This window comes from Geotalea uraniireducens Rf4 (assembly GCF_000016745.1).
GTDB lineage: Bacteria > Desulfobacterota > Desulfuromonadia > Geobacterales > Geobacteraceae > Geotalea > Geotalea uraniireducens.
Genome location: NC_009483.1, coordinates 701,979 through 723,323 on the forward strand (window position 1 = coordinate 701,979; position 21,345 = coordinate 723,323).

Annotated in this window: 15 protein-coding genes and 1 riboswitch; of the genes, 7 read left to right on the forward strand and 8 right to left on the reverse strand. The window is 53.6% G+C overall.

Going from position 1 to position 21,345, the window contains the following annotated elements; genetic code table 11:
• Positions 1-10 precede the first annotated feature (10 nt).
• Entirely contained in the window at positions 11-1,123 is a 1,113-nt protein-coding gene (gene metX, locus GURA_RS02975) for a homoserine O-acetyltransferase MetX (protein WP_011937520.1), read from the reverse strand.
• A 92-nt stretch (positions 1,124-1,215) separates the two neighbouring features.
• A riboswitch (SAM riboswitch) is annotated at positions 1,216-1,317 on the reverse strand.
• Between the two features lie 197 nt (positions 1,318-1,514).
• Between metX and GURA_RS02980 the strand changes: the two genes are divergently transcribed.
• The gene (locus GURA_RS02980; protein WP_011937522.1) at positions 1,515-1,826 is read left to right on the forward strand and encodes a nucleotidyltransferase domain-containing protein; all 312 of its coding nucleotides are present in this window, start codon (positions 1,515-1,517) and stop codon (positions 1,824-1,826) included.
• Positions 1,810-2,196, forward strand: a complete 387-nt coding sequence (locus GURA_RS02985) for a HEPN domain-containing protein (RefSeq protein WP_011937523.1) — start codon at positions 1,810-1,812, stop codon at positions 2,194-2,196. Before GURA_RS02980 ends, GURA_RS02985 begins: the two co-directional genes overlap by 17 nt.
• A 170-nt stretch (positions 2,197-2,366) precedes the next feature.
• Here GURA_RS02985 and GURA_RS24525 read toward each other — a convergent pair whose 3' ends face one another.
• The 5 genes from GURA_RS24525 to GURA_RS03005 form a co-directional block, all read right to left on the reverse strand.
• Positions 2,367-2,537 carry a hypothetical protein gene (locus GURA_RS24525; RefSeq protein ID WP_011937524.1) on the reverse strand — a complete coding sequence of 57 codons (171 nt, stop codon included), beginning with the start codon at positions 2,535-2,537 and terminating at the stop codon, positions 2,367-2,369.
• Positions 2,534-3,397, reverse strand: a complete 864-nt coding sequence (locus GURA_RS02990; RefSeq protein WP_011937525.1) for an NAD(P)-dependent oxidoreductase — start codon at positions 3,395-3,397, stop codon at positions 2,534-2,536. Before GURA_RS02990 ends, GURA_RS24525 begins: the two co-directional genes overlap by 4 nt.
• A 33-nt stretch (positions 3,398-3,430) precedes the next feature.
• Positions 3,431-4,168, reverse strand: a complete 738-nt coding sequence (locus tag GURA_RS02995; RefSeq protein WP_011937526.1) for an RES family NAD+ phosphorylase — start codon at positions 4,166-4,168, stop codon at positions 3,431-3,433.
• Positions 4,128-4,511: an antitoxin Xre/MbcA/ParS toxin-binding domain-containing protein gene (locus tag GURA_RS03000; protein WP_011937527.1), complete on the reverse strand. Its 384-nt coding sequence runs from the start codon at positions 4,509-4,511 to the stop codon at positions 4,128-4,130. The genes GURA_RS02995 and GURA_RS03000 overlap by 41 nt, the downstream gene beginning before the upstream one ends.
• 296 nt (positions 4,512-4,807) lie before the next feature.
• On the reverse strand, positions 4,808-5,149 hold the full coding sequence (locus GURA_RS03005) for a helix-turn-helix domain-containing protein (RefSeq protein ID WP_011937528.1): 342 nt from the start codon (positions 5,147-5,149) through the stop codon (positions 4,808-4,810).
• Positions 5,150-5,263: 114 nt separating this feature from the next.
• Between GURA_RS03005 and GURA_RS03010 the strand changes: the two genes are divergently transcribed.
• The 3 genes from GURA_RS03010 (at position 5,264) to GURA_RS03020 (ending at position 14,695) form a co-directional block, all read left to right on the forward strand.
• Positions 5,264-8,131 carry an SNF2-related protein gene (locus tag GURA_RS03010; protein WP_011937529.1) on the forward strand — a complete coding sequence of 956 codons (2,868 nt, stop codon included), beginning with the start codon at positions 5,264-5,266 and terminating at the stop codon, positions 8,129-8,131.
• A 128-nt stretch (positions 8,132-8,259) separates the two neighbouring features.
• Positions 8,260-11,400 carry a site-specific DNA-methyltransferase gene (locus tag GURA_RS03015; RefSeq protein ID WP_041245245.1) on the forward strand — a complete coding sequence of 1,047 codons (3,141 nt, stop codon included), beginning with the start codon at positions 8,260-8,262 and terminating at the stop codon, positions 11,398-11,400.
• Positions 11,401-11,404: 4 nt separating this feature from the next.
• Complete coding sequence (locus GURA_RS03020; RefSeq protein ID WP_011937531.1) at positions 11,405-14,695, forward strand: DEAD/DEAH box helicase family protein; 3,291 nt, start codon at positions 11,405-11,407, stop codon at positions 14,693-14,695.
• Between the two features lie 126 nt (positions 14,696-14,821).
• Here the strand turns inward: GURA_RS03020 and GURA_RS03025 are convergent, their stop codons facing one another.
• Both GURA_RS03025 and GURA_RS03030 read right to left on the reverse strand, forming a co-directional pair.
• Positions 14,822-15,238: a PIN domain-containing protein gene (locus GURA_RS03025; protein ID WP_011937532.1), complete on the reverse strand. Its 417-nt coding sequence runs from the start codon at positions 15,236-15,238 to the stop codon at positions 14,822-14,824.
• Positions 15,228-15,458: a hypothetical protein gene (locus tag GURA_RS03030; RefSeq protein ID WP_011937533.1), complete on the reverse strand. Its 231-nt coding sequence runs from the start codon at positions 15,456-15,458 to the stop codon at positions 15,228-15,230. Before GURA_RS03030 ends, GURA_RS03025 begins: the two co-directional genes overlap by 11 nt.
• A gap of 1,218 nt (positions 15,459-16,676) precedes the next feature.
• On the opposite strand from GURA_RS03030, the gene GURA_RS03035 reads away from it, so the two are divergent.
• The gene (locus tag GURA_RS03035) at positions 16,677-18,215 is read left to right on the forward strand and encodes a Fic family protein (RefSeq protein WP_011937534.1); all 1,539 of its coding nucleotides are present in this window, start codon (positions 16,677-16,679) and stop codon (positions 18,213-18,215) included.
• Between the two features lie 182 nt (positions 18,216-18,397).
• Entirely contained in the window at positions 18,398-21,094 is a 2,697-nt protein-coding gene (locus GURA_RS03040; protein WP_011937535.1) for a DEAD/DEAH box helicase, read from the forward strand.
• The last annotated feature ends 251 nt before the right edge of the window (positions 21,095-21,345 follow it).

Here is a 21,345-nt window from a genome sequence, read left to right on the forward strand (position 1 = left end):
CGCCGGATGCCTATTTTGCGGCTGTTTTTACTTTTTCCAGAAATGCCCGGACCATCGGCGTAAAGGTTTCGTGCTCAAGGAGGAAGGCGTCGTGGCCGTAGGCGGAGGTGATCAGGTGGTATTCTACCGGCTTGCCCAGCTTTTCCAGGGTGGTCACCATTTCCTCGGTCTGGGCGGGGGGGTAGAGCCAGTCCGAAGAAAAGGCGAAGAACTGGATGGGGGCCGCGACTTGGGCAAAGGCCTCTTCCAGCGATTCATACCCCCAGGCCACGTCGTAGAGGTCGAGGGCCTTGGCCAGGTAGAGAAAGGAGTTGGCGTCGAACCGGTCGACGAAGTTGTAGCCGTTGTAGGAGAGGTAGCGCTCAACCTCGAACCGGCCGAAGAAGTCGAACTGGCCGTCCCTGGCCGAGAAGCGGCGGCCGAACTTGGCGGTCATGGATTCGTCGGAGAGAAAGGTGATGTGGCCTATGCCGCGAGCCAGCGCCAGGCCGTCCTTGGGGTTCTTCCGGTACTCCCCTTTCTTCCAGGTCGGGTCGTTGAAGATGGCCCAGCGAGCCACGGCGTTGAGGCTGATGGCCTGGGCCGATGGGCGCGGCGTTGTGGCAAGGACGATGGCCGATGCGATCCGTTCGGGGAACTGGGTCGCCCATTCCAACGCCTGCATTCCGCCCATGCTCCCCCCCATGACGCTGAAGAGCCTGTCGATCCCCAGGTGGTCGATGAGGAGCTGTTGGGCCCGCACCATGTCGCGCACGGTGATGACCGGAAAGGAGAGGTTGTACTTCTTGCCGGTCTTCGGGTTGATGGAGGCCGGTCCGGTTGAGCCGAAGCAGGAGCCGATCACGTTGGCGCAGATGATGAAATAGCGGTCGGTGTCGAGGAGCTTTCCCGGCCCGACGATCTCGTTCCACCACCCCGGCTTCTGCTCGTTTTCGCTGTATCTCCCCGCCAGGTGGGCGTTGCCGGTCCAGGCGTGGGCGACGAGGATGGCGTTGGAGCGCGCCGCGTTCAATTCGCCGTAGGTCTCATAGGCGAGCGTGATCGGGCCGAGGATTCGGCCGCTCTCCAGGCGGAGTTCGGTGTCGAAGGTGACGGATTTTTCTTCTACGATGCCGACGGTCATTGAAGCACCAGTTTAATGTTGGGGCAAATAAAAAGCCCCTTCTTGAGTGAATGAGAAGGGGCTTTGATATGATGCTATCGTTTTAAGCGCCTCTCTCATCTTTGCCATTCGGCAGGATTTAGCACCTGGCGCTCGTTGCCGAACCGGTTGCTGTGGTTTCACAGGGCCTTTCCCTCCACCACTCTTGATAAGCAGGTCTGCATATTCAATTTTTTTGCAAGGATACGGGAGAGGTCGGTTTTTGTCAACGGAAAATAGTGGAAGTGTCTTAAATCCTGAAGTGTCTAAATCCTTGACTTGATGCGCCGTCAGGCGTATTTTAGGGCACATTAATGGCGCTTTTTCCGTTTAGTTTGCACGCCACATCACCAACAGAGGATTCACCAAACAGATGATCCATGCCGACAAGGAAAAATTGAAACGTGAGCTGGTCGCTGCCCTGGCGGTGGACGAAAACGTGGAAAAGATCGTCATCTTCGGATCCTTCACGAGATCCGCCACCCCCCATGATATGGATGTAGCCGTATTCTGCGATTCCAAGGACGACTACCTCACGCTGGCCCTGGCGTTACGGAGAAAGCTGCGCAGCCTCTCCAATGTCATCCCCATCGACCTGCTGCCCGTAACCGTGCCGTATGATCCAGCATCGGTATTTCTTCAGGAAATCAACAAGGGTGAAGTGGTTTATGAAAAAAGACACTGAACTATGGCTTCAATACGCCGACGAAAACCTGAAATCGGCAGAGGTCCTTCTGGAGAGCGACCTTTACAACTCTTCCCTGCAAAATGCCCAGCAATCTGTTGAGAAATACCTCAAGGCCGTGCTCATCGAAAAGGCGGCCGGCCTGACCAGAACCCACAGCATCAGGGAACTTGCAGGACTTCTCGCCGGTCTCGGCGTTCATCTCTCCATGACCGATGACGATATCGATCTTCTTGATTCAATCTATCTTCCCTCTAAATATCCCGCGTTCAGCGTATTGCCGAGATTCATGCCTGATCAAAGCGTCTGCCGGCAATGCCTGGGGATTGCCGAAGAGGTGCGTCTGGATATTTTGAGGGTTATTACCTGACCTGAACTTTTCCCGGTATTGTGGGCAGTCCGAAAAGTTGCTACAACAGCAGACGGAGGACAGTCATGGTATCGAGTATTCCAATCGAAAGTGGCCCCGCGTCCTATTCCAAAATAGATTCGTCCATAATTGTCGAAGGAAATGCTTTTGATGTTATTACTTCGCATTATTCAAAGCTGCTTGCGGTACTTTACCAGCAGGTAGAAACAGAAGATGCCGCCGGAAAGCATGGAGATCTCTACCAGCCAGGAAATCGGCTTCCCCACGCCGGAGAACCAAAGGGGATAGAGGAACGCTGCGTTGAGCAGGGTTACGACAAAAAAGTTGAGCAGCGTTTTCATTTCTCGATTGCTTTGAAAAGTGCCGAGAAGTCTTCATCGCCAAATCCCAGCGCTTTGGCCCGCTTGAACGCCTCGTTGGCAGCGGCTGCTGTGAAAAGCGGCTGGCCGAGCCAGTCGCCGAGGCCGACGGCCAGTCGCAGGTCCTTCTGCATGTGTTTGAGGGGGAAGGCGGTGGTGAAATTCCCTGCGGCAATCAGCCCTCCCTTCAGTTTGAACATGGGGTTGGCCACGGCCCCGGCATCCATGACGTCGAGCATGTCCGTTACCTCAAGGCCCGCTTTGGCACCCAGGGCAAGCCCCTCGCAGAAAATGGACATCATCCCCCCCATGACCATGTTGACTACGAGCTTCATCTCCGCACCCTTGCCCACCTCGCCCAGGAAGAGGACCTTCTTCCCCATCCGCTCGAAGGCGGGCATGGCTTCGTTATAGAGGCTTTTATCCCCGGCGGTGAGGATGATGAGTGTCCCGTCTTCGGCCGGTTTCCTGCTCCCCGATACCGGCGCTTCGAGGAAGCGCCCCCCTTTGTCGGTGACGGCCGCGCCGATCTTTTGCGCGGTAGTCGCATCCACCGTGGACATGTCCACGTAGCCTTTTCCGGCGCCGATGCCCTCCAGCACGCCGTCGGTTCCGAAACAGACCGCTTCGTCAGCGGCCGGATCGGAGAGCATGGCGAAGGTGATGCCGCAGGATTCGACTACCTGTCGCGGGGTTGCCGCGCTCCTGGCTCCCAGCGCCGCCAGTTCCTCGCACTTTTCCGGCGACCGGTTCCAGACGGTGACGTCAAAGCCAGCCTTGAGCAGGTTTTTCGCCATGGCGCTCCCCATGATGCCGAGCCCGAGAAAACCGAATTTGTTCATGATGACCTCCTTGATGATTAATTTGACCGGACCTCAATCCCCGCGTGGCATCTCCCATGAAGCGGTACTGAATGAAAACGATGCATCATCCTTACGTATCCAGATCGCTTCTTTGGCTGATATGGTAAGCACCCATGTCTGCATTGCGGCATCCGGTTTTTTGGCTGCGAATGCCTGTGGGGTTAAAATGGCGATGCAGCAGTGTTGTTCCGGGTCTCGCACCGATTGATAAAGAATTGCGCCGAGGGCAGAGTCCCTCGCAATTCGCCCGAAAGCCTGTGTCGCTGAATAATCGGTCGGATGCCGCCATTTTGACGCATCACATTCGAATGGCGGTATGCGTAAATCTACGCAGCTGGTTTTAATCGGCGCCCTGAAAGCCGTAAAGGGGCATGGCTGAAGACGGTCGAGACCTGAAGTGTCCTGCAGAAAACGCCATCTCCAATAGCCAACTTCGGCGGCGGCTGTGCGGACTGTCTCGGCGGCGTAGAACACACCGGGGTCGGTTACTGCCCGGAATCGTGAACCGGAAGGATGGCGAGTTTCATAGCGGAAGGGACTAAAGAGCAGATAGTGCAGGCCGGCAGCCTCTTTCGGTACCGGCGGCTTGCGTTCCTCCAGAATATCCTCCAATAGTTCCTGCTCTGCGCGTGTATCCACAAGTTTGGCTGTGGAAACCACATGCTGGGCTTCCACCATGCGCCAAACTTTGCAGGAGAGAGCTCTTGCCTCAGACGACACCGCGGCAGGCGTCCAGGTAGGTGACGACACGTACGAGCCCCTCCGTGGTTTCAATCAGGTCAACCGGCTTTTTACCTGCAAGCGCTCTGTTTTCGCTGCCAAGCCATTTTTTTGCATCGTCTGACGCTCCACCAACTATGGAGTCGAGAGACCGGAATAATCTGACCAGAAGAACGGCAAAGTCCCATTCTTTTTTTGCTGGTGAGAGTCTGTAGGTATCAGCATAAAGCCGCGTGACAGTGGCAGCGCTTACGCCGAGAATATGAGCAAGTTTGACCTTGGACAAATCGAGATAGGCAGCCGTATTTACAACCGCCTTCGTCAATACCCGGGGCTTGTTCAGTGTCTGTTGTGCCGTTGCAGTGAGTGGCATCGTTAATCTCCTCCCTCAACAGTCAATGCTTTCTACAGAAAATATATCACAAATAATTTTCCATGGAAACAATGTATTGTTTTACCTTGACTCATCGAGTAACGCAACGGTTTGAAATATGGCTATTTGCAGATGGTCAGACTCTGGCAGGAAATGGAGAAGCGGCTACCATTATGTCAGGTGAATTCCTCGGTATGCCGACGTAAAGACGATAGAGAAAAGCAGGAAGGCAAAGGGTAAAGGCAAGAGATATAGGCAACGTACAACGCGCCAACCACAATACATGGGTCGATTACTCAATCGCAGTGCTTGGTAGCGTTGGTGGTTATTTTAAGAATACTTTCCTGGATCTCTTTGTTGGGAATTGCCCGGTAGGAGTCGATGAGCAGTTTTTCCGCGACGGCCAGCGGCAAAGAATCATTAGTGTCAGTAAATAATGATTGAATCGGAATACTAAGCGCTTGTGCCACCTGCTGCAACCGGTCGGTGTTCATCTTGTTCGTGCCGCATTCATATTTCTGTATCTGCTGAGTACTCACGCCAATCTGCTCCGCGAGACGCTCCTGCGTCCACCCCGCCTGTTGACGAAGCTGACGTAGCCTGTGTCCTATTTCCCTGCTGTTGAGTATTGGTCCCATGTCACGCTCCGGTTTTTTATAGATTACAAGTAACCGGAAGCAACAAACACCATCCAAAAGTTGATTGATAATCAACCCTTGATTGATTTTGAATACTTATGTATAACTCCATAAGTGAACACCCCCTACCATGCCAAATACTTTGCCGCAGAACTCTTGCGGCGATCGGCGTCCAGCGATATCGACAAGCTCTCACTGTCGTTGTTCAACGCTTCCGTTGATCTGAACCCTCACCAGATCGAGGCGGCGTTGTTCGCTTTCCGCTCACCCCTGTCGAAAGGGGTGCTGCTGGCGGATGAAGTCGGTCTGGGCAAGACCATCGAGGCCGGACTGGTACTCTGCCAGTATTGGGCAGAGCGGCGACGGAAGCTGATCGTCATCTGTCCGGCGTCCCTGCGCAAACAGTGGAGCCTGGAGCTTTCAGAGAAGTTCAATCTTCCCTCCGTTATCCTCGAAGCCTGCTCGTTCCGGGATGCCGTCAATAGCGGCAATGACAACCCGTTTCGGCAGGATTGTATCATCATCACTTCGCTTAACTTTGCCGCACGCTGCAAGGAACAACTCCGGCTGATTCCATGGGATCTGGCGGTGATTGACGAGGCACACAAGCTGCGCAACGCCTATCGTCCCAGTAACCGCATGGGGCAGGCCATCAAATGGGGGCTGGCAGAGCGCAAAAAACTGCTGCTCACCGCTACACCGCTACAGAACTCGCTGCTGGAGCTGTTCGGCCTTTCCACCCTGATTGATGATTATCTATTCGGCGACCTGGCTTCGTTCCGCGAGCAGTACATCGGTAACGATGCCGACCTTGACAGCCTTAAACGTCGCCTGGCCGGTTTCTGCAAACGGACTTTGCGCAGTCAGGTCCTAGAATATATCCGCTACACCGAGCGTCGTCCCATCACCCGCCCCTTTCGTCCATCCGATCAGGAACAGGCGCTCTACGAGGCAATCTCCGCCTTCCTGCAACGGCCTGATTCCTACGCCATCCCGAACCGACAGCGGACCCTGACCACCCTTGTTATTCGCAAGCTGCTGGCATCATCCACCCAGGCGGTTACCCGGACGCTGGAAACCATGAAGGCGCGGCTGGAAGCACTGCGGGCGGGGCTTGCCGTTCCTGAGACGGTTGTAGAAGCTTTGGTGGGAGATGACGACTTCGTCGAAGAGATAGTTGAGGATGAAGAGGACGTGGTCGACTCCACAGAAGACCAGGAACAGACCGAGTCATCAGATGATCGGTTTGACCTGTGCAGGCTCGATGCCGAAATTGCCGAACTGGAAAGTTACATCAGATGGGCAGCTGACATCTCCGTAGACAACAAGACCCATACCCTCGGCACTGCCCTCGACATTGGTTTTGCCGAGATGGACAAGATGGGCGCTCCCCGCAAGGCGCTGATTTTCACCGAAAGCCGCCGCACCCAGGAGTACCTGAAAACTTTCCTCGAAGCCAACGGCCATGCCGGGCGGATCGTGATTTTCAACGGCTCAAACAGCGACGCCGAAAGCAGAGCCATCTATGAACAGTGGCTGGCTGCCAATGTTGACACCGGGCGGATCAGCGGTTCAAAAAGCGCCGACAGGCGTAATGCCCTCATCGAGCATTTCCGCGACCACGCATCCATTATGATCGCCACTGAGGCTGCCGCCGAGGGGGTTAATCTCCAGTTCTGCTCCCTGGTGGTCAATTACGATCTTCCCTGGAACCCGCAACGGATCGAACAGCGCATCGGCCGCTGCCACCGCTATGGCCAGCAGCATGATGTAGTGGTGATCAACTTCCTCAACGAACGCAACGAGGCTGATCAGCGAGTCTATGAGCTGCTGACCGCGAAGTTCAACCTGTTCAGCGGCGTATTCGGCGCTTCAGACGACGTGCTGGGGAGCATCGAAAGCGGAGTGGATTTCGAGCGCCGCATCCTGTGCATCTATCAGGAATGCCGCACCTCGCAGGAGATAGAAACTGCCTTTGCCGCCCTGCAGGCCGAGATGGAGCAGTGTATCGCCTCCCGCATGGATGACACCCGCAAGACGCTGCTGGAGCATTTCGATGAGGATGTGCATGCTCGCCTGAAGGTGCGGCTCGACGAAACACGCCACCAGCTTGACCGCTTCAGCCGTCTGTTCTGGGCCGTCACCCGGTCAGTCCTGGCCGGGCACGCCCATTTCGACGATGCCGATTTGACTTTTGATCTTCACCAGCCTCCCATACCGTCACCAGCCGGTCGTTATCACCTCATATCCCGCAACCGCGAAAATGTAGAGGGAGCCTTTCTCTACCGCCTCTCACACCCGCTGGGAGAGTTCGTCGTCAACCGCGCCATGGATGAGCCTACACCGGAAGCGGAGCTGCGCTTCGACATCAGCGCCCATCCAGCAAAGATATCCGTGGTGGAGGCATTGAAGGGCAAAACCGGCATCCTCACCTTGGAACGGCTCACCATCAGCTCCTTCGACACCGAAGAGCACGTGCTGTTCAGTGCCGTGACCGATGACGGCCGGACGCTCGACCAGGAACAGTGCGAGAAAATCTTCCACTGTTGTGCCGATGTGCTGCCATCCCCATCAATTGGCAGGTCAGAGCGCCTTGACAGGGAGGCAGAGCGCCATAGCGCCGCCGCAATCAGCCGGTCACTGGACGCCAACAACCGGCATTTTCAGCACGAGCGCGAACGCCTGGAGTCATGGGCCGACGACTTGATCGTGGCCGCAGAGAGAGAGCTGAAGGAGACCAAGGCCAGGATTAAGCTGTTAAACCGCCAGTCACGCCAGGCCGCCAGCACAGCGGAACAGTTGGAGTGGCAGAAGCAGATCGCAGAGCAGGAGAAGAAACAACGTCGTCAGCGGCAGCGGATGTTCGATGTTGAGGATGAAATCATCGAGAAGCGGGATGCACTGATTGACCGGCTGGAGCAGCAGATGGCCCAGAAAGCCGAACGAGAGCGGCTGTTCACCATCCGGTGGGCGGTGGTGTGATTTTACCGTAGGGGCACTCCCGCGTGGGTGCTCGCCTTTCGTCGGCAATGGTGACCACGGCGAATGCGGCAAGAAGGGCGACCATATGGAATCGCCCCTGCAAAGACAAAACAGAAACGAGAGAGACTATGAGCAAATATGACGACCTTGTACGCAAGCTGAAAGAAATATTCCAGATTGACCGGCCCGAGCTGGATTTCGGCGTTTACCGCATTCTCAATGCCCGTGCCGGCGAGATCAACGACTATCTGGACAACCGACTGAAGGCCAGGGTACAGGAAGCACTGGCACATTCCGGTAATGCCAATCAGGAGCAACTGCGCAAGGAACTTGCCGAAGCTGAAAAAAACGCCGAATCACTTGGCATGAAGGCCGACGATGTCCCCAAGGTACAGGTGTTGCGCCAGCGGCTTGCAGAGCTTGCCGGCGGTGCTGCTGACCACGAAAACGCGGTCTATTCTCATCTGCTGACGTTCTTCTCCCGCTACTACGACAGTGGCGACTTCATCAGCCAGCGCCGTTACAAGGGGGACACCTATGCCATCCCCTATGCCGGTGAAGAGGTGGTGCTGCACTGGGCCAACAAGGATCAGTACTATACCAAGAGTGGCGAGAACTTCGCCAACTACAGCTTTAAGCTGGATGATGGCCGCACGGTGCATTTTCGCCTGGTGGCTGCCGACACCGCTAAGGACAACCGCAAGGATAATGACAAGGAACGCCGCTTTGTCTTGATTGAGCAACAGACCCGCGTCGTGACCGATGATGATGGTGATGAATACGAAGAGGAATTGCTGCCGGTCGAAGAAGCGAACGGCGTGCTGTTGCTCCGCTTTGAGTACAAGCCAATGCCGAAAGGGAGCAAACAGGATGACCTGATGACCAAAGCGGTGCAGAACGTTCTGTCCCATGATGCAGTAAAAAGCAGATGGCTTGATCTTGCCAGACGTGAGCCGACCGATAAGAACCCTCAACGCACCTTGCTGGAAAAGCACCTGACCACCTACACCCAGAAGAACACCGCCGACTATTTCATCCACAAGGATCTGGGCCGCTTCCTGCGGGGTGAGCTGGATTTCTACATCAAGAACGAGGTGATGAATCTGGATGATGTGCAGAACACCGAGCGCTTTGCTGACATCGAGAAGAACCTGCGAATGATTCAGTGTCTGCGGGCCATTGCCCTGGATCTGATTACTTTCCTGGCCCAGCTGGAGGATTTCCAGAAGAAGCTCTGGTTGAAGAAGAAATTTGTGGTTGCGGCACATTACTGCATTACGTTGGACAGGATCATTAAAGACGCACCTGAACTGCTGGCGGTTATTGTGGCCAATGAAAAGCAGTGGGAGCAGTGGGACAAATTGGGGATGTTGGAGGGGAAGAACGTTGACCTGTTCAAGCAGGCCAAGTCTGGAACCGTGGGCTACCTGCGCGAGCATCCGTTTTTGATGGTTGATACTGCCTTATTCGGTAGCGAGTTCAAGGACAAGCTGCTGGCGGAGATTGATAATCTGGATGAATCGTTGGATGGCCTACTGATTCATGGGGATAACGTCCAGGCCTTGAACCTGCTACAGGAGCAGTATCGGGAACAGGTGAAGTGTGTTTACACCGATCCACCATACAACACAAAAACACGCGATTTTCTTTACAAGGATTCGTACAAGCACTCGAGCTGGGCTTCAATGATGTTTGACCGGATTTCGGCTTGTCATGGGTTTCTTACCAACGAGGGGTTGATCTGCCACTATATTGATGAAAATGAACATACCATTGCCAGCCTTGTTCTAAACGAAGTATTTGGTACTGATAATCGTTGTGGTGATGTTGTATGGAAAAATTCCAGTAAAAATGATCAGGACTATGTGTCTATGCAACATGAATATTTGTTGCTGGCTGTGAAAGGTAAGGCATTTAACAAGGGTGAATGGAATGAGAGAAAAGAAGGGTTAGAAGAAATATATGCTGCATTTAATGGTTTTCGTAAAAAGCATGAAACTGACTGGAAAGCTATCCATTCTGAAGCCTTGAAGTGGTATCGACAATTTCCAGAATCAAACCCTATTACTGATAGCAAGCATTATTCCTGGATGGATGAGCGAGGCGTTTACTTTCCTGCTGATATATCAGGCCCAAATTATGGCCAGTACAGGTACGATGTACTTCATCCTGTTACCGGAAAAACATGTAAAGAGCCGGCGAGTGGCTGGCGATTTCCAGAAGAAACTATGAAGAAAAGAATTGTCGATGGATTAGTTCACTTTGGTGATGATGAGGCAACGATTCCTAACAACAAAACATATCTTAAAGACACAGAAACACAGAGTCTTACGAGTATCAAGTATCGAGATGGCCGTGTGGCTAGCAAGTTGCTTGCGGCAATGTTTGGCGGTAAAACTTTCTCGAATCCCAAAGATGTTGACATTTCAATGCGTTTACTTCGTGCGTTTCAAACACAAAACGAGTGGGTTCTTGATTTTTTTGCTGGTACGGGGACAGCCGGTCATGCGGTTCTTGCGTTAAATCGAGAAGATAAAACTCGTAGAAAATACATACTCGTCGAACAGGGCGAATACTTTGACACTGTTCTCAAACCCCGCATTCAGAAAGTCGTCTACTCCGCCGACTGGAAGGACGGTAAGGCAACAGCACCCGACTCCGGCATCTCACACGCCTTCAAAGTCCTCAAGATCGAAAGCTACGAAGACACCCTCAATAACCTGGAACTGCGCCGTACTGACACCCAGCAAAGCCTGTTGAACAGCCTGCCGGATAGTGCAAAGTGCGACTATCTGCTCCGCTACATGCTCGACATCGAAAGCCAGGGTTCCATCCTGTCGGTGGATTCCTTCCGCAAACCGTTCGACTGCAAACTGAAGGTGGCGGTTGATTCAGCCGGGGCATTCGAGGAGCGGACTATTGACTTGGTGGAGACCTTCAACTACCTGATCGGCTTACGGGTCAAGTCCATCGATTCTCTGCGGGAGCGAGGGATAGTGATGGTGCAGGGGACATTGCCGACCGGCGAGAAGACGCTGGTGCTTTGGCGCGACTGCGAACAGGTGGACTACGAGGCGCTCAACCGCTTCTGCGACCGCCACGCCATCAACCCCAAGGATAGCGAGTTTGAAGTGGTCTACATCAACGGCGACCACAACATTCCGGCGGTGCTGACCACCACCGAAGATGAAGGCGGCATCACCAAAACTCTGAAGCTGCGCCAAATTGAACCGGAGTTCCTCAGCCGCATGTTCGGCGGGGAGGTTTAGGCCAATGGCGAGCTTTCACAAAGAACTGGTGCTCAATCGCTGGATGTATGGCTTCTTCTGTGGCGGAAGCCTGCAGGCGCTTAAAGCCCGTCTTGGCGATGACCGGCATGAGGGAATCGAGGATGATGGCCAGACTCGCTTCTTCCACGAACTGTCACGCAATCTGTTCGAGGTTGATCGTATCAGCGCTGATGATCTGCGCCGATATGACCTGAACATCGTCAATCATTGGCAGCAGATTACCCGCAAGCGGAATCGGCTGGAAGAGACCGAGATGCAGATGAAGTATTTTCAGTATCTGTCGCTCTTGTTTACCGAGATCTATCTGGATTGGTATTTTAACCGGCGTCAGGAGTTGCTGGATGGCCTGAATGAAGAGATTACCGAGTACAACGCCAAGACAGCGATAGCTGAAAGGTTCCAGCCATTTGATGCGGACGAACTGAACAAACTTGCCTTCTGGAACGCCACTGGTTCCGGGAAAACCCTGCTCCTGCATATCAATATCCTGCAATACCTACAATACTTCCAGCGGGGCAATCAGAATCTTTACCCCGACAAGATCATCCTGCTGACGCCGAACGAAGGGTTGTCCCGTCAGCATCTGGCCGAATTGGACCTGTCAGGTTTCCATTTCTTCCAGTTCTTCGACAAGAACAAGAACGCCTTCCGTGGCACGGTTGAGATCATCGACATCAACAAGCTGGGTGATGAGATGGGTGACAAGACGGTTGCGGTTGAGGCGTTCGAGGGGGATAACCTGGTTCTGGTGGACGAGGGGCACCGGGGAACCGGCACGGCCGCCGGGGCATGGATGAGCCGCCGCGAAACCCTCTGCCGGGGAGGCTTTGCCTTTGAATATTCGGCCACCTTCGGCCAGGCGGTGGCCCGTGGTTGGGTTGTTACCAAATCGGAAGAGGAGGCGCTGAAAAAGAAGGCCAAAATTCTGTTCGAGACAACCGCGCTTAAGAAATTGACCGATGAGCAGCGCTGTCAGATTGCCCTGAACAGCGAGGAAAAACGAAAAGCCCGCCTGCTGGCAACACGGGAAATCTATGCCAAGTGCATCCTTTTCGACTATTCGTACAAGTTTTTCTACGAGGACGGCTATGGCAAGGAATCGCTGATCCTCAACCTGGCCGAAGACAATGACGATGAGATACGGCATATCTATTTTACCGCCTGCCTGTTGAGCTTTTACCAGCAGCAATATCTGTGGGAACGTCACCGGGAACAGTTGGCCGAGTTCAACATCGAAAAGCCGCTCTGGGTCTTCGTTGGTAACAAGGTTAATGATGATGACTCGGACATCCTGACGGTGGTTCAGTTTCTGGCCGATTTCCTCAACAACGATGCCCATTACAAGGCATGGATTTCCGACCTGCTGGAAGGCAAGGCACGACTGCTGGACAAGAAGGGGCGCGACATTTTTGAGCGCCGTTTTACACCGCTGATGGGGCTTTCGTCAGAGATGGTCTACGCGGATATTTTGAAGCGGCTCTTTAATAGTGAATCCCGACAACGGCTGAAGCTGGTCAACCTCAAGGGAAGCAAAGGAGAACTGTCCCTGCGTGTGGGAGAGAACGATCCGTTCGGGTTGATCAACATCGGTGATGATGCCGCTTTTTTCAAACTCTGCGACGATGCGACCGGATTCGATAACGAGGGTGACGAGTTTGGCACTTCGTTATTCGGCACGTTAAACGACAAAGAGAGCCACCTGCATATCCTTATCGGATCGCGCAAGTTCACCGAGGGGTGGAGCAGTTGGCGGGTATCAACGATGGGACTGCTCAATATGGGACAGGGCGAAGGCTCCCAGATCATCCAGCTCTTCGGTCGTGGGGTTCGACTCAAGGGCAAGGAGTATTCGCTGAAACGGAGTACACTGGGGCAACGGCCAAAGGGGCTTCATCTCGACAAACTGGAAACACTCAATATCTTTGGTGTTCGCGCAAGCTATATGGCGCAGTTCAAACAGTATCTGCAAGAGGAGGGTGTCACCACCAGTGACGAAATAATCGAGCTGAATTTTGAGACACGACTATCCCCACATTTTCCCAAGGACAAGTTGAAGTCACTCGCCTTGAAGGATGGCTATAAGGACAACCAGAGAAACGGCTTCAAGCGAAAACAATTTCCTTGGCTGTATGATATTCCGGCTGAGTTTGCCGGGAAGATCAGGACGCCCCACATTGAGCTGGACCTGTATCCCCGGTTGGAAGCCTTGAGCAGCCAGGATAAGGGGGTAGGGACACCGGTAATCACCGTCAGGCAGACCGGCAAAATTGCCTCGGCAACCATGGCGCTATTCGATTTCGACCGGATATACATGGGACTGCAAGAATACAAACTGCAACGAAGCTGGAGCAACCTGCGGCTGGACCGGCAGAGGTTGGAAGCATTCTGCATAGAATCAAACGGTTGGTACACCCTGCACATCCCCGCTTCGGATCTGGCAATCAAGACCATTGCCGACATTCGCAAACAGGAAGATATCCTCATCCGTCTACTGCAGGATTACACCGACCGCTTCTACAAATCTCTGAAAAACGCCTATGAAGGACAGTTCTATGAGGTTGTGAGTGTGCGTGGCGATGACGACACCATGCTCAAGGTGTATCACTTTGAAATAGAAGATTCTGATGATGGTCAGGAATACAAAAAACGTCTGGAAGAACTGCAAAAGCTGGTTGTTTCCGGTCAGCTGGGGGAATCCAGCAAGTGGAATGCAAACCAGATGGTAGCGATCTGTTTTGACCGGCATCTGTACTATCCTCTGATCTCAATTGAGGGAAATGTGCCGCTCAAAATGCGCCCGCTGGCCTTTGACGCCCCCAGCGAGATTGAGTTCGTGAAAGATCTGGAGGCTTTTTACACATCACCCGCAGGCAAAGCGGCTATCGGCAACCGCAGCCTCTATCTGCTTCGCAATGCCGACTCCAAGGCCAAGGGGCTGGGCTTTGCCATGGCTGGCAATTTCTATCCCGACTTTCTGCTCTGGCTGGTGGATGACACCACCGGTCAGCAATGGCTGAGCTTCATCGATCCGAAGGGAATTCGCCAGATTAATTTGACTGATCCAAAGTTCGGGCTGTATCAGGAAGTCAAAGTGCTGCAAACCAAGCTGGCCGATCCAAACCTGGTGCTTAATGCCTTCATACTCTCAAAGACGAAGTTTACGGACATTCTTAACAAGAACTGCACCGAGCAGGAGTTGGAAGAGCGGCATGTGCTGTTTATGGAGCATGGCGGGCAGGCGTATCTGACGCAGATGTTTAGAAAAATGGTGTGAGGCCAAGTCGAAATCAAACGATTAAGTTGTTGCAGCAACCTGTCAACGCCAAAGGCTCAATAATGAGTTGATGCCATGAGAGACCGCAGCCAGGTCGTTTGGTGAAAGCATGGTGAAAGGCGCCGATCATTCCTTGAACGGATTTACTATGCGCAAGGTCTTTTCAACGATCAGGCCATTATGCATGTCTTCCGTGTAGAGCAGCTTCGCTTCCGCGTGCAGCGCAGCTGAGACGATAAGGCTGTCCCAGTACGAAAAATTATAGTCGCCTCTCAGGGTCGAAGCGTGAAGGAGTACATCTCTGCTGAATTCGACGACCTCGTACCGATTGTAGAACGAAGCAATAATCCCGCAAATATCCTCTTCCTGCAACTCGGTTTTCTTGAGGAGATTGACACACAATTCATTGATAACCTGGGAACTGGTGGCGATCTTGTGTCCTTCTATCAGGCGCTTTGCCGTGCCGGTCTTGTGGTGGTCATCCGACTGGATGAAGGCGTAAAGCCAGATATTGGTGTCGATGAAGCATTTTCTATCGGGCATATATCTCATCCCTTTTCAGAGGATGAAACCCTTTTATCTCCAAGGGAGAGGCAAGAAGCCTCTCAATCATGTCAGGCCCCGCCTTTTTTCCGGCTTCGTGCGCGGTCGCATCTTCTTTCAGAATGATGACCTTGACGGTGTCGGTGATGGAGTCCTTGAATTTTTTAGGGAGCTCGATAATACCGTTTTTAACTTTTGCTCTGAATTCTACGGCGTACATTTCTTGTCCTCCTCACGCGTCCATCTCGTTCGGCTGTAATCCTAAGATATATCTGACGATAACAATAACCTTTTTCGCGGAATCCGTCAATCAATGGGCGAAAGTGCGGCTTGTCAGGCTTGCATCAAAGACGAAATCCGTTTTTCAGCCGCCAGTTGCTGTAATCTGGGAAACCATTGGTGCCAGGCTTGGGGAAACCATTGGTGCCAGGAAACCATTGGTGCCAGGCTTGCAACAGTGCAATTTAGATATCTAAAAAGTACCTGGCTACACCCTGACAAAACAAAAAAAAGCCACCCAGTCAGCACCATACTGAAAAGAGCGGCTTCAATGTAACGGGGAACCAATAGGGGCGGCATGCTCCAGCTTGGCGTCTATGCAAGCAGGGTCTTGGTAACGATGGGTAATATCAACAAGTCAGAGGGCGGCTAAAAACTTGTTGGGGTTTTCAGAGAAAAGAGGGAAATTGTCAGTGGTCAGGATAACCGGGCAGACATCGGGAAAATGTTTCATGAATGCTTCAAGACCTTTTGCGGATTTTCGCCGGCATCACTATTTGGAAGGTTGGTCTAGTAAAATCACTAGCCTTAGCTTGTGAATCATTTACACCATTTGACCAACCTCTGCAATGCTTTTGACTTGTTACTTTTGTTTCAGTGAGAATAGAACTCTAGGAGCCTGTCGGACTTAGGAATGAATCTACTGCGAGAACGGAAAATCGGTCCATATTTCCGGAAATTTTCGACAAATAGGTCCACTATTCGCTCTCAAATTTCCGAAAATCTGTCCTCGATTTGCCATTCTCTCGCTACGATTCCCTAAGTCCGACAGACTCCTAGTAAAATGGTCTTATTGAGACCAGTTATAAATCTGACATTCGGTTTTTCAATTTCCATAAAATGATTTATGCGAGAAATCAGCAATGAATAATCGTTTTCCTGCGTATAAAATGATTTTTCTACATATATTCCTTACCCACCACTTTTTTCGTCTTCAAAAAGCCATCATTTAGGCAAGTCTGCGCATAATATGTTGAAATTACGCAGTGCAGTCTGTGGTACTGCTATGAAGGAGGGACACCTCCTGAACGGCCGTGATAAATCAAAATCTACCGAATACATGTATGATAATCAATAAATAAGTTTTTGTGCTTGATATAGTTGTATATTTGCGTTTATCATAATATGCAATCATTTTTTTACCATTTGAGGTGATAAAATGCACAAGATTCCTTACAATCAGAAGCCCGTTGGGTACGGAGAATTGATTCGGCGCCTTTCCCTGAACATTCTGCCCCATTACGTGACATCGTTTGTCACTGATGGAAAGGGAAGACGCCATACGGTTATAGATCGGCACATACGAAAAGAAGTATATCCTCTCCCCTATTACCCGGGTGAAAGCCTGGGCGATCATCTTACGTTCGCGCTCAAATATGAAGGAGTCAACCTGGAGATACTTGCCGCGGTTTTTCAGACCGTATCACCCCACGAAATCGAGGCCATCGTCCGAGAGACCCCGACCGGCAAATATGCCCGTCAGATCTGGTTTCTTTACGAATTCCTCACGGGAAAAGAGCTGGACTTGGAACCGGTCAAGGTAGCCAATTACATCGACATATTGGACGAGGATCAGTACGTCACGGCCCGGAAAGAGCCGGTGCCCCGACAAAGAATCAACAACAATCTGCTTGGTGAACGCCGTTTTTGCCCCATGGTCCGCAGAACGGATGAGCTCAAAAGATACCAGGAGATCGATTTTCATGCGCGCACGAAGGAAGTGGTCGGCAGGTACCCGAAAGAAATCCTGCAGCGGGCCGTTACCTATCTTTTCACGAAAGAAACCAAGTCGTCATTCGAGATTGAGCGGGCCACCCCTGACCAGAAACGGGCGGCACGTTTCGTGGAACTGCTGAGACATGCAGAGGAAATGGACTTCTTTACCAAAGAGAGCCTGATAGAGCTTCAAAAGGCGGTGGTCGATGCGAGGTTCGCAAACGACGACTTCCGGAAGAATCAGAACTATATCGGAGAATCGTTGGGTTTTGGCCGGGAAAACGTTCACTTCGTCACCCCACGGCCGGATGACCTTCCTGATCTGATGGACGGAATGTTCGTCTGCCATGAAAAGATGATGATCTCGGGGGTACATCCGGTCATAGCAGCGACTATCGTCGCCTTCGGCTTTGTCTTTATGCATCCTTTTGAAGACGGCAACGGGAGGATCCATCGGTTTCTGATCCACAACATCCTGGCGAAGAGAGGATTTACGCCGCAGGGGATGATCTTCCCCGTTTCGGCTACCCTTGTCCAAAACATGATAAATTACGACCAGGCACTTGAGCTCTTCTCAAAACCTCTCCTTCCCCTGATCGACTACGACATGGACGAATCGGGCCAGATGCGGGTGAAGAACGATACCGCCATTCATTATCGGTACATCGACATGACGGCAATAGCGGAAAGAATGTTCGGTTTCATAGAAAAGACTGTCGAAAAGGAACTGGTTTCCGAGTTGGACCTCCTGGTCAATTATGAAAGGGCCAAGTCAACCATGCGGGAGGTAGTCGACATGCCTGACAGGATGATTGATCTGTTCATACGGATATGCCGTGAGAACGGGGGGAGGATTTCCCTGAACAAACGAAAGTCCCTGTTCGACAAGCTAACCGATGAAGAGGTTGCTGCACTGGAGGAATGTGTCAGCCAGGCATTCGGGCTGAATTCCAACGGTTCTTCGGCCGACCGGAATAATTAGGGACACTCAACCACAAAACGGTGGAAATCAACTTCTTCCTGCTCGAAATCCCACCCGAAAAAGCCCATTACCCCATCTAACTACCATTGACGATTGCTTGTGCCGGATGATATGCTACGGCTGCGGTAAAACATATTTCTTCCCATTCGTTCCGATGCAATGCATAAACAGGTATACGTGCCGTGAACCTTACCATCACTCCATCCGGTCATCTGCTGGTGATCGGCTCATCTGCTTGTGAAACATCCGATGCTGCCATAACCAGTCACTTTTGTGCTGAAGCTATAGCGCAGGCTTTCGCAGATTCGCAATCCGCGGGAATCATGGCTCTGGCAGGGGGCAAATCCGCTCCTGACTGGCCGCTCCCCTGGATGTTCTGGCGTGATTTCGGCACACGCTATCTTCTCCTTCTCTGCCAAAGCCAGCCAACTGCCGAACGGCTGGAACCGTTGCCCCCCCTGGATGATGCAACCCTTGCCTGTCTGACCCTGAATATCCCTCCCATGCCGGGTGCTGAATACTGTACTCCCGATGTGCTCGCAGCTATCTGGACCGATCTCGACACCTGGGCGCTGGATTCGATTGCCCGGCATGCGGAAGGCCTGGTCGGCTTTCTGCACCGGTATGCGCCGCTCTGGCGCCAGGTGGGGCGGGTCTGTTTCCACCTGGCCGAAAACAAACAGGACCCCGAATTCCCTTTCGCCTTCATGGCGACCTATATACCCCGCCTGGGTAAAAACGCCCGTGCCCAGCATCTCCCCCTGAATCAGGCGCTTTGCGAGTATGCCGGCGCCAACAACCGTGAAGCGCTCCTGCGCCTTCTGGAGCCGGTTCACGAGGCCGGCACCCGCTGCGAGTGGGTACGGGAACTGCTGGAGAGCAACGACATCTATCACCCGCTGGCCTGGACGCCGGAGGAGGCCTACCCGTTTCTTAAGGATGTGCCTGCCCTTGAGGAGAGCGGCCTGGTGGTGCGTCTGCCGGATTGGTGGAAAAAACGCCCCCGCCCCCGGGTGCAGGTTGCCATCGGCTCCAACGTCGGAGAAACCCTTTCGGCGCAGGCCTTGCTGGACTTCAGGGTGCAGCTGACCCTGGACGGTGCAGACCTTACACCGGAGGAAATTGCGGCCCTGACGGCGACCGGGGAGGGGCTTGCGCTTCTGCGGGGGCAGTGGGTCGAGGTGGATGGCGAAAAACTCCGCCAGGCGCTGGAGCAGTGGCAGCGGGTCGAAGCCGAGGCCGGGGATGGTCTTTCGTTCATGGAAGGGATGCGTCTTCTGGCCGGTGCCCGACGTGACCTGTCCGGCAATGATCCCACGCTGGATGAAACCGGCTGGGCCTTTGTGGAGGCTGGCGGCCAGTTGCGGGAGATGCTGGCAGGACTGCGGGAGCCGGCCAGGCTGGCAGCCGTGCAGGCCGGTGACCGGTTGCGGGCGACCCTGCGCCCCTATCAGCAGACCGGCCTCAACTGGCTCTGGTTTCTGTCGGAACTGGGGCTGGGCGCTTGCCTGGCCGACGACATGGGGCTGGGTAAAACCATCCAGGTCATCTCCCTTTTGCTGGCACAAAAGGGGCGTGCCGGGAAAACCTCTCCCAGCCTGCTGGTGCTCCCGGCTTCGCTGCTTGCCAACTGGAAGAGCGAGCTGGATCGATTTGCGCCGTCGCTCAAGGTCGTCTGTCTGCATCCGTCGGAGCTGGAACGATCAGAACGGGAGCGCATTGCCGCTGATCCCGCAGGCGGTCTTGCCTCCGTCGATGCGGTGCTGATCACCTACGGCATGCTGCAGCGCCAGGAGTGGCTCAGAAAACTATCCTGGAACCTGATCGTGCTCGATGAGGCCCAGGCCATCAAGAACCCCGGCACCCAGCAGGCCAAAGCGGCCAAGACCCTTAAAGGAAGGGCGCGCATCGCCCTGACCGGCACCCCGGTGGAAAACCGGCTGTCCGATCTCTGGTCGCTGTTCGATTTCATCTGCCCCGGCCTGCTGGGCTCTGCAACCCGGTTCAAGCAGTTCGTCACTTCCCTCGAAAACCGCGAGCCTCCATCGTATGCCCCGTTACGCACCCTGGTGCAGCCCTATATCCTGCGCCGCCTCAAGACCGACCGGAGCGTCATCAGCGATCTCCCCGACAAGGTCGAGGTGGCGGCCTGGTGCGGCCTCAGCAAGGCGCAGGCCCGACTGTACGGCCAGTCGGTGAAGGAGTTGGCCGAGGCGCTCCGGGAGCAGCAGGAGGGGATGAAGCGCCGGGGGCTGATCCTCTCATCGCTGATGCGGTTCAAGCAGATCTGCAACCATCCCGGTCAGGCTCTGGGTGACGGCGACTACGCCGAGGAGCGGAGTGGCAAGTTTGTGCGCCTGCGGGAACTGGCCGAAGAGATCGCCTCTCGCCAGGAAAAGGTGCTGATCTTTACCCAGTTCCGGGAGATGACCGCGCCCATAGCCACCTTTCTGGCCACGCTGTTTGGCCGCCCCGGCCTGGTGCTGCATGGCGGCACACCGGTGGCCGAGCGGAAAAAACTGGTGGACCGCTTCCAGCATGAGGATGGACCGCCTTTCTTCGTACTATCACTCAAGGCCGGCGGCTCCGGTCTTAATCTGACCGCTGCCAGCCATGTCATCCATTTTGACCGCTGGTGGAACCCGGCAGTGGAGAACCAGGCCACCGACCGCGCCTTCCGCATCGGCCAGAAAAAGAACGTCATGGTGCACAAGTTCGTCTGCAAGGGGACGGTGGAAGAGAAGATCGACGCATTGATTGCCGCCAAGTCGGGCATGGCGACGGAGCTCCTGGACGGGGGGGAAACGCTGCTGACCGAGATGGATGACGAGGCCTTGTTGAAGATGGTTGCGCTTGATCTGGAGAAGGCGGGGATATGAATTTAAAATCCAGTGATGAGCAATTATAATAAAGTAACTATTCAGCCGCTTACTTTATCATGCTTTTTCAGGTACTTTGGCGTTCCTCATAACCCCTCCCAACCTCCCCTTAGCTTAAGGGGAGGGGTGTTATCAGTTCCCCCTCTTTAGTTAAGAGGACCCATAGGGCCTAAAGGGGTTAGGGGGAGTTATTGCCTGACAGAAGCTGAATAGTTACATAATAAATTGTTATACCTTCAGGTGCATCAATT

Excerpts from the sequence above, each read along its gene's own strand:
- metX (WP_011937520.1), bottom strand. The coding sequence starts at position 1,123 with ATGACCGTCGGCATCGTAGAAGAAAAATCCGTCACCTTCGACACCGAA.
- GURA_RS02980 (WP_011937522.1), top strand. The coding sequence starts at position 1,515 with ATGATCCATGCCGACAAGGAAAAATTGAAACGTGAGCTGGTCGCTGCC.
- GURA_RS02985 (WP_011937523.1), top strand. The coding sequence starts at position 1,810 with ATGAAAAAAGACACTGAACTATGGCTTCAATACGCCGACGAAAACCTG.
- GURA_RS24525 (WP_011937524.1), bottom strand. The coding sequence starts at position 2,537 with ATGAAAACGCTGCTCAACTTTTTTGTCGTAACCCTGCTCAACGCAGCG.
- GURA_RS02990 (WP_011937525.1), bottom strand. The coding sequence starts at position 3,397 with ATGAACAAATTCGGTTTTCTCGGGCTCGGCATCATGGGGAGCGCCATG.
- GURA_RS03000 (WP_011937527.1), bottom strand. The coding sequence starts at position 4,511 with ATGCCACTCACTGCAACGGCACAACAGACACTGAACAAGCCCCGGGTA.
- GURA_RS03005 (WP_011937528.1), bottom strand. The coding sequence starts at position 5,149 with ATGGGACCAATACTCAACAGCAGGGAAATAGGACACAGGCTACGTCAG.
- GURA_RS03015 (WP_041245245.1), top strand. The coding sequence starts at position 8,260 with ATGAGCAAATATGACGACCTTGTACGCAAGCTGAAAGAAATATTCCAG.
- GURA_RS03020 (WP_011937531.1), top strand. The coding sequence starts at position 11,405 with ATGGCGAGCTTTCACAAAGAACTGGTGCTCAATCGCTGGATGTATGGC.
- GURA_RS03025 (WP_011937532.1), bottom strand. The coding sequence starts at position 15,238 with ATGCCCGATAGAAAATGCTTCATCGACACCAATATCTGGCTTTACGCC.
- GURA_RS03030 (WP_011937533.1), bottom strand. The coding sequence starts at position 15,458 with ATGTACGCCGTAGAATTCAGAGCAAAAGTTAAAAACGGTATTATCGAG.
- GURA_RS03035 (WP_011937534.1), top strand. The coding sequence starts at position 16,677 with ATGCACAAGATTCCTTACAATCAGAAGCCCGTTGGGTACGGAGAATTG.